13 protein-coding genes are annotated in these 14,273 nt (G+C 41.3%); 1 reads left to right on the top strand and 12 read right to left on the bottom strand.

From position 1 onward, the window contains the following. Positions 1–25: 25 nt before the first annotated feature. From F0226_RS18070 to F0226_RS18035, 8 genes are all read right to left on the bottom strand, one after another. Positions 26–430, bottom strand: a complete 405-nt coding sequence (locus F0226_RS18070; RefSeq protein ID WP_137374318.1) for a biopolymer transporter ExbD — start codon at positions 428–430, stop codon at positions 26–28. Next, positions 427–1,020 (bottom strand): MotA/TolQ/ExbB proton channel family protein, encoded by a 594-nt coding sequence (locus F0226_RS18065; protein ID WP_171736942.1) that lies wholly within the window; start codon positions 1,018–1,020, stop codon positions 427–429. Before F0226_RS18065 ends, F0226_RS18070 begins: the two co-directional genes overlap by 4 nt. Next, a complete protein-coding gene (locus F0226_RS18060; protein WP_171736941.1) occupies positions 1,020–2,420 on the bottom strand; it encodes a MotA/TolQ/ExbB proton channel family protein in 1,401 nt (466 codons plus the stop codon). Before F0226_RS18060 ends, F0226_RS18065 begins: the two co-directional genes overlap by 1 nt. 1 nt (position 2,421) lies before the next feature. Next, on the bottom strand, positions 2,422–3,219 hold the full coding sequence (locus tag F0226_RS18055) for a DUF3450 domain-containing protein (RefSeq protein ID WP_171736940.1): 798 nt from the start codon (positions 3,217–3,219) through the stop codon (positions 2,422–2,424). A 160-nt stretch (positions 3,220–3,379) separates the two neighbouring features. Beyond that, positions 3,380–5,494: a TonB-dependent receptor gene (locus F0226_RS18050; protein ID WP_171736939.1), complete on the bottom strand. Its 2,115-nt coding sequence runs from the start codon at positions 5,492–5,494 to the stop codon at positions 3,380–3,382. A 298-nt stretch (positions 5,495–5,792) separates the two neighbouring features. Further along, positions 5,793–7,202 carry a sensor histidine kinase gene (locus F0226_RS18045; protein ID WP_171736938.1) on the bottom strand — a complete coding sequence of 470 codons (1,410 nt, stop codon included), beginning with the start codon at positions 7,200–7,202 and terminating at the stop codon, positions 5,793–5,795. Positions 7,203–7,208: 6 nt separating this feature from the next. Further along, positions 7,209–7,874 carry a response regulator transcription factor gene (locus tag F0226_RS18040; protein ID WP_171736937.1) on the bottom strand — a complete coding sequence of 222 codons (666 nt, stop codon included), beginning with the start codon at positions 7,872–7,874 and terminating at the stop codon, positions 7,209–7,211. Positions 7,875–7,955: 81 nt separating this feature from the next. After that, positions 7,956–8,429, bottom strand: a complete 474-nt coding sequence (locus F0226_RS18035; protein ID WP_171736936.1) for an NYN domain-containing protein — start codon at positions 8,427–8,429, stop codon at positions 7,956–7,958. Positions 8,430–8,607: 178 nt separating this feature from the next. Between F0226_RS18035 and F0226_RS18030 the strand changes: the two genes are divergently transcribed. Further along, positions 8,608–9,021, top strand: coding sequence for a DUF4174 domain-containing protein (locus F0226_RS18030; RefSeq protein ID WP_253820856.1), 414 nt, complete (start codon positions 8,608–8,610; stop codon positions 9,019–9,021). A 67-nt stretch (positions 9,022–9,088) separates the two neighbouring features. Here the strand turns inward: F0226_RS18030 and cobA are convergent, their stop codons facing one another. The 4 genes from cobA to nirB all read right to left on the bottom strand — a co-directional run bounded on the left by cobA (position 9,089) and on the right by nirB (position 13,978). Continuing rightward, on the bottom strand, positions 9,089–9,862 hold the full coding sequence (gene cobA, locus F0226_RS18025) for a uroporphyrinogen-III C-methyltransferase (protein WP_171736934.1): 774 nt from the start codon (positions 9,860–9,862) through the stop codon (positions 9,089–9,091). 258 nt (positions 9,863–10,120) lie between these two features. Then, complete coding sequence (locus F0226_RS18020; RefSeq protein ID WP_171736933.1) at positions 10,121–10,936, bottom strand: formate/nitrite transporter family protein; 816 nt, start codon at positions 10,934–10,936, stop codon at positions 10,121–10,123. Between the two features lie 144 nt (positions 10,937–11,080). Next, complete coding sequence (gene nirD, locus F0226_RS18015; RefSeq protein WP_137374329.1) at positions 11,081–11,404, bottom strand: nitrite reductase small subunit NirD; 324 nt, start codon at positions 11,402–11,404, stop codon at positions 11,081–11,083. A gap of 15 nt (positions 11,405–11,419) precedes the next feature. Then, positions 11,420–13,978 carry a nitrite reductase large subunit NirB gene (nirB, locus tag F0226_RS18010; protein WP_171736932.1) on the bottom strand — a complete coding sequence of 853 codons (2,559 nt, stop codon included), beginning with the start codon at positions 13,976–13,978 and terminating at the stop codon, positions 11,420–11,422. Between the last annotated feature and the right edge of the window lie 295 nt (positions 13,979–14,273).

Raw genomic sequence — 14,273 nt, 5'->3', positions numbered from 1 at the left:
GATCGAATTTTTGAATAAAAGATCATTATCGTTTCTCTGCCGCTAAAGCTATATTTTTCACGCCTGCGCCTTTCGCGGCATCCATCACTTTAACAACGGTCCCATTATATGCATGCTCATCCGCTTGAATAACTAACGAAGCATCAGGTTGTTCTAGTAATAAATGCTCAAGTGTTGCTTGAACACGCTCAACGTCGATCATGCGCTTATCAATAAAAATGTCGTTTGTCGAAGTAATCGCAACAAAAATGCCCGCATCTTTTTGGCTAACAACATTAGAAGCCTGAGGGCGATTTACTTCTACCCCAGACTCACGTACAAATGAACTCGTTACAATAAAGAAAATCAGCATGATAAATACGATATCAAGCATAGAAGTTAGGTCAATTTGAGCCTCTTCATTTCGGTTTTGACGTCTGCCGAGTCTCATTGTTGACTCCTTAGTGATTTTTCTAATTTTAATTCTAAACGAGAGCACACCTTTGCTAAGCGTGCATGAACAAACATTCCAGCTAATGCCGCAACCATTCCCGCCATCGTAGGTAGTGTCGCTAAAGAAATTCCTGAAGCCATTAGTTTCGGGTTACTACTGCCTTGCGTAGCCATCACATCAAAGACGGAAATCATTCCCGTAACCGTTCCTAATAAACCAAGCATTGGGCAAATCGCAACCAGCAGTTTAATAAAGTTCAGGTTTTGATTGAGTAGCATACTCGCTTGCCCTAACCAACCTTCACGTATAGCTTTAGCATGCCAAGATGACTGGTCATTTCGAGCATGCCACTGGCTAATCCATTGTTTCCGTTGCTTTGGAAAATAGAGCGTCAGATACAATACTCTCTCTACCACAAGCAGCCAGTAAACCACGACAACCGCCGCTAGCCACCACAATACAAAACCGCCCTGCTCCATAAAATGATTTAATGAAAGCAGCCAATTGCTCGTGAGCAATACGTCCGGTATTAAGGCATTTGGAATGATGGAGCTCGACAAAATTGAGATCCCCAATGAAATACCCATTACGCCGCTGTCCCAACAGTTGATAGTGAAGCTTCAGGTTGTGGTGTTTTTTCAGCTTGCTCAGCAACTAGACCGATACCCTGTTTTTCGAGGATATTACGAATATTTTCAGCTTGTGTGCTTAAGATATTGTGCGCGAGCAGAAGTGGCATTGCTGCAACTAGACCAAGTACCGTCGTGATAAGCGCCATAGAGATACCACCAGCCATCACTTTAGGATCACCATTACCAAATTGAGTAATCACTTGGAATGTTTCGATCATGCCGGTCACAGTACCAAGTAAGCCAAGCATTGGAGCTAATGCCGCTAATAGCTTAAGCATTGATAAACCTTTCTCTAAATGAGTTTGTTCATCAACGACAGCTTCAAGTAATCTCAGCTCAAGCGCTTCTACACTTCTATTCTGCTCTTTGTCATAAACCGCTAGTACACGACCTAATGGGTTATTTCCTGGTTGATCTGGCTTCTTAAGCTGTGAGCGAATTTTTTGACGGGCAATCGCTAGCGAAACACCACGGAAAAGAGCAATAAGGAGACCAATCGCAAGTAAACCAAGAATGACTTTACCTACAACACCACCAGCTTGAAGGCGATCTTGCAAACTTGGGGTTAATGCGAGTTGCTCCAACATGAAGCCACGGGATGGGTCGATGATTATATTAGTAGTGTCACCGGCAGATAGTGAAGAAAGAGAGCTAATAACAGGTCCGTTATCTGGCTGCTTCATGTATGCAATGGCGTCATTTCGTTTGCTATTCCAGCTTACGTAACCTTGCTCTGTCACTAAGCCAATTGAACCTAGGCGATAAGCTTCAACCTGAGACGTATTACCATTACCATCGATAAATGAAATTTGAGCTTTACCCAACTCACGGCTGGCAGAAATTTGCTCTGACATACTTAGCCATAAGCCAGTTAACTGTTCCATTGAAGGTAATGATTTAGCGTCAATGATTTGATCAACCGTGTCAGTATGAACACCGCGGTCTACACTGTTAACTGTATTATGTAATTCAGCGCCAAGCTCTTTTGCATTTTGGCGAACGACACCAAACAGCTCACCTAAGCTGCCCGTTTCTAAACGCAGTTTTTCTTCAAGACGTGCTAGTTTATTTTCGTTTTCACTAAACGTTTGAGTCAACACATCTGTTTGTTGCTGGATTGTTTTCTGCTTTACTTCTAACTTCAATTTCAAGGCTAAAAGTTGTTTTTCTGTCTGTTTGAACTCCGCTTCTCGCTGAATATTGTGACGAGCCTGAGCCTTGTTTTCAGCAGCAGCTTTATTCGCAAGATCAGCAGATGTACTTGTTGCTGCGATAACAGAAAATGAAAGCGAAAATGCGCATAATAAAGCAGCAAGAGGCTTAAGAGAGAAGATAGATTTAGACTTAAGGTTCATGTTACTTCACCTCCGCTGTAATAAGAGAGACAGGTAAAGTGATTAAACTCGGTGCGGCTTGCTGACCTGCAATGTCATAAGCTTTATCTAAATCAGTTTTCATAGAAGGGTCTAGCTCAAGCCACTGTTTTGATGTCTGATTCCAAGACCAATACTGGCTGCCATTCAAATTACGAGCGATAAGAGAAGTTCGGCCTAGATGCAGTATGTCAGCTTCGATAATTTGTTCGTTACCCGACTCTCCACCATTCAATGTCATACGTCCTTGATAAACACCTAGCTTAATGCCGTAGTCCATTTCAATTTGGTAAGCCTCTAAAATACGGCGATATTTTTCTGCATCACTAACGTCAGCACGAACCATCATAGATTGAAGTTTTTCTACTCGCGCTAAACGTTGTTCTTTTTTAATTGGCATGTCTTGTTCAACAATGACATGCAGCCCATCGATCATCTGGTACATCAAAGGTACAACACCTTGTCGTGTATATTTTATTTGATCAATTTGAGCATCGATACTGGCTGCTTCTTGATTCTGGCTATTCACAAGAGCGGCAAGGTGGTCATGATAAATTTCTAGATTCTTCACTTCTTCTTGTAAGCGCTCAATCTCAGCTTTCAAGACTAATGTTGCTTCAGAACTTTTGCTGATCACTTTCTGACTGGATGCAGATGCGTTATTGGTTTTATTTTGAATAGATTGCGCTTGGTCTAGGCTATTCGCCACCGCATTTGTCGCAATCATGCCACCACTGATAAGAATAACTTGAAGCGCTAGGCTCGTTTTTAAAAAGTTCATAGTTATAGTCAATTACTTGAGAAGAAGAGGTCCATATGAAGTTTATTGATAAGCACTCTCATTATCAATAACATCCATAACTTAATATCATATTTTTTTGATTTAGCACAATCACAAAAGGGGAAAGCATTGCTCTCCCCTATTATTTCATTACTAAGTATTAATATTTCACTTGTAATGTTGCCATGTAGTTACGACCTTCGCCAACTACTACGCCACTTGTACTGCCACCTTCTAGATAGTCAGTATCAAACAAGTTCTCAACATTTAAGCGAGCAACGAAGTCTAGGTTTTCATCATATTTCAATGTGTGTGAAACACCCATATCAACACGAGTATAAGCATCTTTTTTGAAATAGTTTGAGCTGTCAGTGTATCGCTCACCTACATGGTATAGACCTAAGTTAACATCAGTACCGTTATTGAAAGCATAAGTCGACCAAATGCTTGCCGTAAATTCAGGAACGTCTGCAGGAGTCTTACCTTCAAGGTCTGGATCGTTCTTGTATTCAGCATCTAAGAACATTGTTGATGCGCTTACTGAGAATGCGTCAGTTACATAACCTGTTGCTGAAAGCTCCGCACCAGTATGAACCTGCTCACCAACTTGAGTAGTACGTGCATCTTTGCCGTTATTGTTTGCAGGGTCTAGATCTTCAGTCACTTGCATATTTGACTGTGTGATTTGGAATAGAGCACCTGAAACGAATAAACGCTCATCAAACAGTTCCCACTTAGAGCCTAGCTCATAAAGGGTACCTTTTTTAGCATCCTGATCCTGACCAAAGTTCACATCGTCTTGATCAGTGATCTCACCTACTGGTTCGAAACTTTCTGAATAAACTACGTATATTGAACCGTTAGAAGCTGGGGCATAAATTAAACCAACTTTAGGTAGAATATTGTTGTAGCTTTCTTCTTTATCGCTGCTGCTAATCGTCTTATCGTAAGCGAATCTAGCGCCAGCAAGAACTTGCCATTCTTCATTGATTGTCACTAAATCTTGAACGTATAGCCCGTAGTGCTTACTTTCTGAATGCGATACAGATGTGTCGTTCTTGTAGCTAATATCAGACGGCATGTTAAAGCCATTACCACATTCTTTAATAGCATCAGCTTCTGTTGCGTTTACACAAGCATAGCCTGAAGCATATAGGCGCTTGTAGTCGTAATGAAGACCATTAACACCAACTAACAGACGGTGATTAACACCCAGTGCATCAAAATCACCAGTAAAGTCCACATAAGCGGTATCAAATGTCCATTCATCGTGACGATCGGAGACTTTATAACCGTAGTCTGTACCCGTCTGACTTAGAGAATTCTTTGATTCTGTACGTTGACGCTCATAGAACTGACGGCTAATACCTGTTTTAACTGACCATGTATCAGTTAGGTTAGCAGTTACAGCAACCCCGTAGTTTGCTACATCATTGTCTGTTTGTGCGAAGCGTTGATCATTTACAATGCTTGGATCAATAGCTTTACCAGTAGAGGTATCAATCTTTGAGCCATTATCTAAATCACCAAGTTCTTGTGTGCGATCGTAGTGAAGTGAAAGCATGATGTCGTCGTTAATATCGTAATCAACAAATAGACCACCAACAAAACGTTCTGTTTCCACATCTGTGCCATCAAAGCGTGTACGCCATGAATCTTGGTTTTCTTCTGAAACAATAACACGAGCTCTTAGTGTCTCATCATCATTCAGTGCACCACTCACATCAGCAGTTGTACGTGAGTAATTATCAGAACCAATGTCTTGGCTAATATTAATTTTTGTATCGTAAGTCGGTTTCTTAGCAATCATGTTTACTAAGCCGCCTGGTGCAGATTTACCGTAAAGAAGACCAGCAGGACCTTTAAGAACCTCAACACGCTCAAGAAGTTCAACAGGTTGACGGTAATGAGACCAATGCTGAACACCATCTCTCAAATAGCCCGAACTACTTTGCAGTTCAAAACCACGCAGGCTAAAACGTTCACGGTTAGTCGATTTTGACCCAGCAGAGATTGACGCATCATTTTTTAGTACGTCACCCAACGTACTTGCACGTTGTTCATCAATGATTTGTTCATCAATAACGGATACTTGTCCCGGAGTCTCTAATTGAGTCGCCTCCATGCGCATAGCTGTAGTGTTCGTGTCGGCTTTGTAACCGTAATCACGTCCTTCAACAACCATATGTTCGTCTGTTTTTGTTGTCTCTGCTTGTACAGTTGATGAGGCTAATACGGCGCCTATCACTAAAGCCAATGGGCTCTTTGAAAACATGTCCTTTCTCCGACTTTTATTATTGTTCAGGTTGTTTTATTTATGGTGAGTGAATCTCACTACTTTAATTACTAACCTGATTCACCGTTTCCGGTACCACTGAATAATTCGGACGCAAATATAAGTGATAATTATTACTATTTGCATTAAATTTACATTCTTTGCATTCGTAAAGTTATGTAAATTTTCAGAATAGGAAACTAACAACATATCGACAGGTAAGAAAAAGCGCCATGATCGGCGCTTTTAGACAGTTTAAACAATGATATTTGTATATTTCGGCTATGTTTTGAATTTGCTATGTTATTGAACTTGGCTTTTTGTCCAGTTTCTTAGGAAAAAGTAAATTAACCTTCAATCCACCTTGAGATCGGTTTTCTGCTATAACCAACCCATTCATCACCAACATCGCCTCTTTCACTATCGCCAGACCAAGCCCATACCCACCAGATTGTTTATCCCGGGCAGATTCTAAACGGGTAAATGGATCAAAAATGTCTACAAGCTTACTCTCTGATATACCTGGTCCATCATCTTCTACTGAAATCACGCGGTAGACTTTATCAAGCTCAACCTCACCAGTTAAAACGACAATATTCGCGTCTTCACCTGCGTACTTAATCGCATTACCGATCACGTTACTTAAAGCCCTCAGTACTAACCTTTCATCTAAGGCAACCTCAGATAAATCGGTTGATAAGCTAGCTGTTAAAGTCTGAGCACCCTTAAGATCTGACTGCATTTGATCAACTTGCATAGAGCAGTATTGCTCTAAGTGCATGACTTTTAATTGAGCGTCATAACGTGAATTTTCCAAACGGCTAAATTCTAAGATTTCACCAATTAGGTTATTCATCTCCTCCGTTTCTACCTCTAGCCGATCTAATAAGTGCTGAGAATCTTCATCAATCTTTCGCCTTAGTAGATGCAATGCTAAGTTTTGCCTTGCCAGTGGCGTTCTCAACTCATGCGATACATCACGAATAAGGCGGCGCTGCTTTTCAGCAAGGGAGTGGATTTCATTCGTCATATGATCAAAATCATTTGCCAACTCATTAAACTCTCTTGTTTTAGAGTTCAGTTCTGAAACCACACTTACAGAGAAGTCACCTTGTGCAAGGCGCCTACTCGCTTCTCTTAATCGCCCTAAAGGCTGTTGTAAACTTCTCGCCATAATGATCGAAAATAAAGTCAATATCAGAAGTGCTATCAAAGCCTTTATCAATGAGAAGTACAAAGCAAAATGTTGAGCTGGGTGCTCTTGATGAGGAAGTTGTACAACGAGTGTTTTACCTTCTATCAACGGGATCCCAAATATGGGTTTACTGACTCTGGCACCAAGTTGGTGATCAAGCGTTCGTAGAAACCGGAGTTTGAAGGCAAAGTGTGGGTGCATATCTCTGTGAGTAATGGGACGATTTTCATTATCCAATACGAACAAATAATATTCTTGCGCATTTCCCCAGTCAGCAAGCTCATCCATGTCGCCATCTTCAATCAATACATTCGCTTGATGTGCTAAATCAAGCATTTCCGATTTAACCACTTCTGGAACTTTGAGTAAGGCTTTCATTAAAGCTTTTTCAGCTAGACCTTGAAATATAAGGATACTGACTAAAATAACGGTGAGGTAGCTGAATAGCTGAAACGTCAGCCCGTCTTTTCTTTTGGAAATAAAACTTGGGCAACGAAAGTAAGAAGAAACCATCTCCAACTATGCCCCAACGGTTTCTAGGTAACTATAGCCTTTCCCACGAACAGTTTTGATGTGTTGTTTTGACAAACCCGCTTGGACTAACTTTCGACGAATATTACTAATATGCATATCCAGATTGCGATCAAATGGACACAATTCTTTCTTCAGCACTCTCACTTGTAAGTCTGATTTAGAGACCACTACGCCATTATTTTTGATTAGGAAGTCGAGAAGATCTTGCTCTGTCCCCGTCAATGGAAGCCTGGATAATTGCTCGTTTAAACCTTCGTCAGTGGTCGCAAGTGATTGCCTTTGACGTTCAAAAGCAACACGTCGAAGAATCACTTTAATACGTGTAAGTAACTCTGGCACTTTAAAAGGTTTTGCAATGTACTGATCGGCACCAGCTTGGTAGCCATCAAGCATGGACGCTTCATCGCTTAAAGCCGTTAGCATTAAGATAGGTGTCGCGAATCGTTGACAGATACGACGTGCAACTTGAAGACCGCTTAGGTTTGGTAGCATTACGTCAAGTAATACTAAATCTACAGGGTTACTTTGAATGAATTGAAGGGCACTTTCACCACAATGAACGGTATCAACGTGGTACCCTTCTTCCTCTAATACTTCACTCAACAATTCACATAATTGAATATCATCATCAACAACTAATACGCGAGACATTGTTACTTACCATATAAACAATAATAGTTCGCATTTTAATTATCATTAATTTTAAATCAATTGATAAATGTGATAATGCCGCTATAAAAGTAAGTCTTTTTCAATTGGTATAAATTTTGAGGCCGATTCGATTAAATTCTGGGCGGTTAAACCAGGAACGCCATAAACTTCTACAGGCTTGTTGAAACGTTCTTTAATTCGTTCCACTAAAATTTCAAAGTCACCATCACCAGAAACCAATACAATCACATCAGCCTGTTCTGCTAACTCAATCGCATCTAATGCGATACCAACATCCCAATCTCCTTTTGCGCTGCCATCTCGGCGTTGAATGAAAGGTTTTAATTTCACATCAAAACCAACCCCACGCAAAATATGATGGAACTGTCGCTGTTTAGGATCTTGACTCGAAATTGCATACGCATGAGCGGCTATAACGTTACGTCCTTCCGTAGCCACATACCAAAATTGGTTGTAATCAAAATTGCTGCGGTATTTATCACGAGTGGTGTAATAAACATTTTGCACATCTACTAAAATTGCTACTTTTTCCATTTTATTCTTATGCCTTTAATCGAGTGTGACTACCCTATTCTATTCATCTCAAAATTGCGAGTAGCTTTCGCTAATGTGGTATCCGAGAACAATATTGAACCTATTAGCTACACTTAACGTATATCTATTTTTAATTTAATGAGGCTAGATTATGGTTAAATTAATGTTCGGTCTTTTCATGGTCAGCCTTTATGCAGGTCAAGCTAATGGTTACCCAGCTTATGGTCACTATTTAGAACATAGAAGCGTTATCTATTTCGCTCCCAGCCAAGATTCAATGGTGAAATCGTTTCTTAAAGGGGTTCTTATCAATAACTGCCAGCTCAAAGAGCGTGACATTGTAACCATTGTAATTACAGAAGATGGATACACAGTGCCTCAGTGGTTTGATAAAGAATTCAACATTGAGTCTGTAGCCCACATTTACCAAATCCCAGAAGGCTCACATACTGCAATTTTGATAGGTAAAGATGGAGAAGAAAAGCACAGGTGGGATGGAGAAACAAATTGGCAGGGTTTAACTGATTTAATCGATGAAATGCCAATGAGGAAACAAGAAATGCAGCGACGTAGTAGCCACTGCAATATTTGAGCTGTAATTGATTAAATTGATTAGCGTCACTTAGCTTACATTTACTGAACTGAACTAGTATTGCAATTTACAGTTCGTTAAACCAAGCCAGTTTTTCATGAAGTTGAGCTACGCTACCCACAACAATTAATGCTGGGCTCTTAGCTTGAGCTGCTAGGCTTGATAGGTCTTGTAAACCACCACGATAAACCTTTTGTTCTTTGCGTGTACCATTTTCAATAATGGCGACAGGCATATCAGCACGCATTCCATTATCCAGTAAATTTTTCTGAATATTAGGGCTCTCTTTAAGGCCCATATAGAACACGATAGTGTGATTGTGTTGAGCAAGAGAGCGCCAATCAATATCTTCACCGTCCTTCTTCAGATGACCAGTGATGAATTGAACACTTTGAGCGTGGTCACGATGTGTTAATGGGATTCCCGCATACGCAGTAGCACCTGCGGCAGCAGTAATACCTGGTACAACTTCAAATCTCACATTGTTTTCTGCTAGAGTTTCACACTCTTCCCCACCACGACCAAAGATGAATGAGTCTCCACCTTTCAAGCGGACAACCAGCTTATTCTCTTGTGCTTTAGTCACTAGCAATTGATTGATTTGATCTTGTGGTACACAGTGATGATCGAGTTTTTTCCCCACATACAGCATTTCTGCCTTTGAGTTAGCCATAGCTAATATGTCTTTCGATACTAAGCGATCATAAACCACCACATCAGCTTGTTGAATTACACGTGCGGCTTTTAAGGTAAGAAGGTCTGGGTCGCCCGGACCTGCTCCCACTAATGAAACAAATCCTTTGTTTTCTTCTTTAACATTCGATGACGATACTTCTGACATGCTGCGCTCCGAAGGTTTGCTTGTTTTATATCAAGCTTAAATCTATGCGGTAAGCTGCTGTATTCTTAGCGGCTTATCCAAGTCCTTAACACTTAGATTATCAGTTGTTGGAATAAATATTCTGACTAAATACTAACTAAGATAGAAATATTTATAACAAAACAATCTATTGCGGATATTTCGTTCAAAATAAAAAAGCCCCAAACATAGTTCGGGGCCCTTTATCACTCACACTGAATATTATTACCGTGTCTAAACTTACTTAGCGTTTAGAGAAGGTGCTGTCTTTGCATGAGTTAAGTATAGAGGAACACACGTTAACAGTAGACCACCAACGATGTTACCAAGGATTGTAGGGATAAGGTTGAAGTTCAACCATGTCGCGATACCGAAATCAGCGCCTAGAATCATACCCAGTGGGAATAGGAACATGTTTACTACTGTATGCTCGAATACTAGTGCGAAGAAGATGAAGATTGGGAACCACATCATTGCTACACGACCAGTAACGGTGCGTGCTGTCATGTTACCAATCACACCTAGGCATACCATTAGGTTACAGAAGATACCGCGTACGAAACACGTGATCCATCCGTCCATTCCCATGTTTTCGAAACCTAGGCTACGACCCGTAGAAACCGCAATGAACTTTTGAGCAACGGCATTTGGCTCAAGAGAAAAATTACCAGTCAGTGAGATTGCAACAAGGAACGCAACAATAAGAGAACCAATTAGGTTACCCAGACCAACGATACCCCAACAACGCAAAATACGACCCCAAGTAATACCCGGGCGGTTATCAAATTTAGCTAAAGGTGCTAAACCAAATACACCGGTTACTAGGTCGTAACCCATAACACTTAAAATGACGAAACCGACAGGGAACACTAGTGCGCCCACAATACCAATGCCAGTTTGTACGATAGTTGTAATAGCAACAACAACTGCAAGAGAAAGAATAATACCAGCCATAGTGCTTCGGATCAGAAGATCACGAGTACTTGTTTTTGTTTTTGCTTCACCCACATCGATCATAGTTTGAACGAATTCAGCTGGTTTGAAATCAGGAGACATAATGTTGTCCTTAAAAAAGTTAAAATTAAAAGTTAAAATCGGATAGGAAAAGGTTCTAGTTGCCAAGCTAAGGCAATGTTGGAACTAGAACCCTTGAACTATCGAATCTTAAACTGGCTCAACTCAAGCAAAGCCGAATTTAGATTATGCTGAAATTTCAACAGCACCTTTAGTAACACGAGCTTTATATGCTTTTACGCTAAATTGCTCGTCTTCCATGCACACACCTGTTGCCAGGTTAAAGCGTTGCTTTTTAAGCGGACTTGCCACCCAAAGCTCCCCTTTATGTTCAACCGTTAAACCACGAGATAAAACGTTTGATTGGAAGAAAGGGTCTGTATTACTAATTGCGAACACTTCTTCCGCTTTAGTTGGGCGGAAGATTGCTACTTGCTCACCAGCAACCAACGCACATACACCTGTACCTGGAACAATGTCTTCGATCTTACAAACTTTAGTAAATGCCATGATGTAATCTCCCAATTAAACCAGTTCAACGTGAAGGATGTCGCCCTTCGCTTCTGGGTGTTTTTCTGTAAATGTTGCTGGACGGTGTTGTTCACGACCATCTTCAACAAACACTACGTTTTCATCACGGTCATCAGCATTAATGAAGTGTGCGAATCGCTTAAGTTGAGCTTCGTCGTTAATAGTGTCAGTCCACTCACAAGCAAAGTTCCCCACTAGCCCAGCAATGTCAGCTTCAAGCTGGTCGTTGATGCCAAGTTTGTTATCAACAATCACTTCACGCAGGTAGTCAACACCACCTTCTAGGTTGTCCATCCATACTGAAGTACGTTGTAGTGGCGCAGCCGTACGAATGTAGAACATCATGAAGCGGTCAATGTATTTCAACAGTGTTTCTTGGTCTAGATCGCTTGCCAGTAGGTCTGCATGACGAGGTTTCATGCCTCCGTTACCGCAAACATACATGTTCCAACCTGCGTCAGTTGCGATGATACCTAAATCTTTACCTTGAGCTTCAGCACACTCACGAGTACAACCAGACACACCAAACTTCATCTTATGAGGAGTACGTATGCCTTTGTAACGGTTCTCGATCATCACGCCTAGGCCAACAGAATCTTGAACGCCGTAACGACACCAAGTTGAACCAACACATGTCTTCGCCATACGAAGTGCTTTTGCGTAAGCTTGACCCGTTTCATAACCTGCTGCGATTAACTTCTTCCAGATTGCTGGTAAGTCATCTTTTTGAGCACCGAATAAACCGATACGTTGTGCGCCAGTAATCTTCGTGTATAGGTTGTATTCAGCAGCAACATCAGCAAGAACACTAAGTGCTTGTGGCGTTACTTCACCACCAGCCATACGAGGGATAACTGAGTAAGTACCATCTTTTTGTATGTTACCTAGGAAGTTGTCGTTGGTATCATGAAGCTTCACTAACTCAGGCTTAAGGATGTGTTCACCCCAGCAAGAAGCAAGAATAGAACCCGCTAGAGGTTTACATACTTCACAGCCGTAGCCTTTACCATATTTTTCTAGTAGCTCATCGAATGTTTTGATTTCTTCGATTCGAATTAGGTGGAAAAGCTCTTGGCGAGAGTAAGCAAAGTGCTCACAAACGTCGTTCTTCACTTCCACACCCGCTTTAGCAAGTTCTGCGTTTAGCACTGAAGTCACAAGTGGAATACAACCACCACAACCCGTACCCGCGCCAGTGACTGCTTTGATATCCCCAATGGTGTGGTGACCTTCAGCAACTGCTTGAGCGATCTTGCCTTTAGTTACATCGAAACAAGAACAAATAACGGCAGTTTCTGGTAAAGAATCAGCACCAAGTGTTGGCTTTTCACCACCAGCGTGAGCAGGAAGAATCAACGCATCTGGGTGTTCTGGCAGGTCGATTTCGTTAAGCATAAGCTGTAGAAGATCGCCATAGTCAGATGTGTCACCGACCATTACCGCACCAAGCAGTTTCTTGTTGTCTTCAGAAACGATTAGACGTTTGTAAACCTCTTGCTCTTCATTTTGGTAAACGTAGCTCTTACAACCAGGAGTACGACCGTTCGCATCACCGATAGAGCCAACTTTCACGCCCAGAAGTTTCAGCTTCGCAGACATATCAGCACCTTCGAACGTGCTTTCGTTACCTACTACGTGGTCAACTGCAACTGTCGCCATTTTGTAACCAGGAGCAACAAGGCCATAAAACGTTTGGTTCCAAGACGCGCACTCACCAATTGCGTAAACATCTTTGTCTGTCGTTTGGCAGTGATCGTTAATCTCGATACCACCACGAGGCGCAATACCTAACCCCATTTGACGAGCAAGTTTGTCTTGTGGGCGAATACCCGCGGAGAATACGATGAAATCTGTTTCAAGCTCTGTTCCGTCTGCAAAACGCATAACGTTACGAGCTTCAGTGCCTTCAGGAGCAATCTCTAGCGTGTTCTTGCTGGTATGTACATTTACGCCCATACGTTCGATTTTTTGACGAAGTTGGTTACCACCTGCAAGGTCAAGTTGCTCAGCCATAAGCTTTGGAGCAAACTCAACAACGTGTGTTGTCACGCCAAGTGCTTTTAGCGCACCAGCGGCTTCAAGACCAAGTAAACCACCACCAACAACCACACCAGACTTAGAGTTTTTAGCGGTTGCTTCAATCGCTTTCAAATCTTCGATTGTGCGGTAAACGAAACAGTCTTTACCTTCGTGACCTTTGATTGGCGGAACGAATGGGAAAGAACCAGTGGCAAGAACAAGCTTATCGTATTGAATTTCACGACCTGTGCTTGAGTAAACCGTCTTTTTCTCACGATTAACGTTAATTGCACGCTCACCGATCAGCATATTTATGCCGTGTTTCTCGTAGAAGCCTTCTTTAACTAAAGAAAGTTCGTCTGCAGTGTGGTGTGAAAAATATGAAGAAAGGTGTACACGATCGTATGCTACGCGAGGCTCTTCACAGAAGACTGTGATGTCCATGTTAGCGACATCTGTCTTCTCTACTAAATCTTCGATATAGCGATGACCGACCATCCCGTTACCGATTACGACTAGCTTCATCTTGCTCATAAGAATTCCTGAAGGTTATATATTTCTTAACTGAGCGAATAATGAATTATGAAAGAAAATGAAAATATGATGTAAATCAATTACGAAATCAAACTACCCTAAAGGGGTAGAACAAAAGAGGTAGATGTGACTAAAACAGAGGAAAAACAGCTATAAACCTTGTATTTACTAGGGTTTAAATCAAATGGAATGAGATATACCCACACATATAGTGTTGTAATATTTCAAAATAGATTACACAAACAGTAACTAAATGACAATAGTTTTCATTTAGATTCTGTCTCTTATACACATC

The organism is Vibrio sp. 99-70-13A1, from assembly GCF_013114625.1.
Taxonomy (GTDB): domain Bacteria; phylum Pseudomonadota; class Gammaproteobacteria; order Enterobacterales; family Vibrionaceae; genus Vibrio.
This window is presented reverse-complemented; position numbering and strand designations above follow the sequence as displayed.

Bases quoted from the DNA above. Each gene is read 5' to 3' on its own strand.
- nirD (WP_137374329.1), bottom strand. From the start codon at position 11,404: ATGGCATTTACTAAAGTTTGTAAGATCGAAGACATTGTTCCAGGTACA.
- F0226_RS18060 (WP_171736941.1), bottom strand. From the start codon at position 2,420: ATGAACCTTAAGTCTAAATCTATCTTCTCTCTTAAGCCTCTTGCTGCT.
- F0226_RS18065 (WP_171736942.1), bottom strand. From the start codon at position 1,020: ATGGGTATTTCATTGGGGATCTCAATTTTGTCGAGCTCCATCATTCCA.
- F0226_RS18070 (WP_137374318.1), bottom strand. From the start codon at position 430: ATGAGACTCGGCAGACGTCAAAACCGAAATGAAGAGGCTCAAATTGAC.
- F0226_RS18030 (WP_253820856.1), top strand. From the start codon at position 8,608: ATGGTCAGCCTTTATGCAGGTCAAGCTAATGGTTACCCAGCTTATGGT.
- F0226_RS18020 (WP_171736933.1), bottom strand. From the start codon at position 10,936: ATGTCTCCTGATTTCAAACCAGCTGAATTCGTTCAAACTATGATCGAT.
- F0226_RS18050 (WP_171736939.1), bottom strand. From the start codon at position 5,494: ATGTTTTCAAAGAGCCCATTGGCTTTAGTGATAGGCGCCGTATTAGCC.
- F0226_RS18045 (WP_171736938.1), bottom strand. From the start codon at position 7,202: ATGGTTTCTTCTTACTTTCGTTGCCCAAGTTTTATTTCCAAAAGAAAA.
- F0226_RS18055 (WP_171736940.1), bottom strand. From the start codon at position 3,219: ATGAACTTTTTAAAAACGAGCCTAGCGCTTCAAGTTATTCTTATCAGT.
- cobA (WP_171736934.1), bottom strand. From the start codon at position 9,862: ATGTCAGAAGTATCGTCATCGAATGTTAAAGAAGAAAACAAAGGATTT.
- F0226_RS18040 (WP_171736937.1), bottom strand. From the start codon at position 7,874: ATGTCTCGCGTATTAGTTGTTGATGATGATATTCAATTATGTGAATTG.
- nirB (WP_171736932.1), bottom strand. From the start codon at position 13,978: ATGAGCAAGATGAAGCTAGTCGTAATCGGTAACGGGATGGTCGGTCAT.
- F0226_RS18035 (WP_171736936.1), bottom strand. From the start codon at position 8,429: ATGGAAAAAGTAGCAATTTTAGTAGATGTGCAAAATGTTTATTACACC.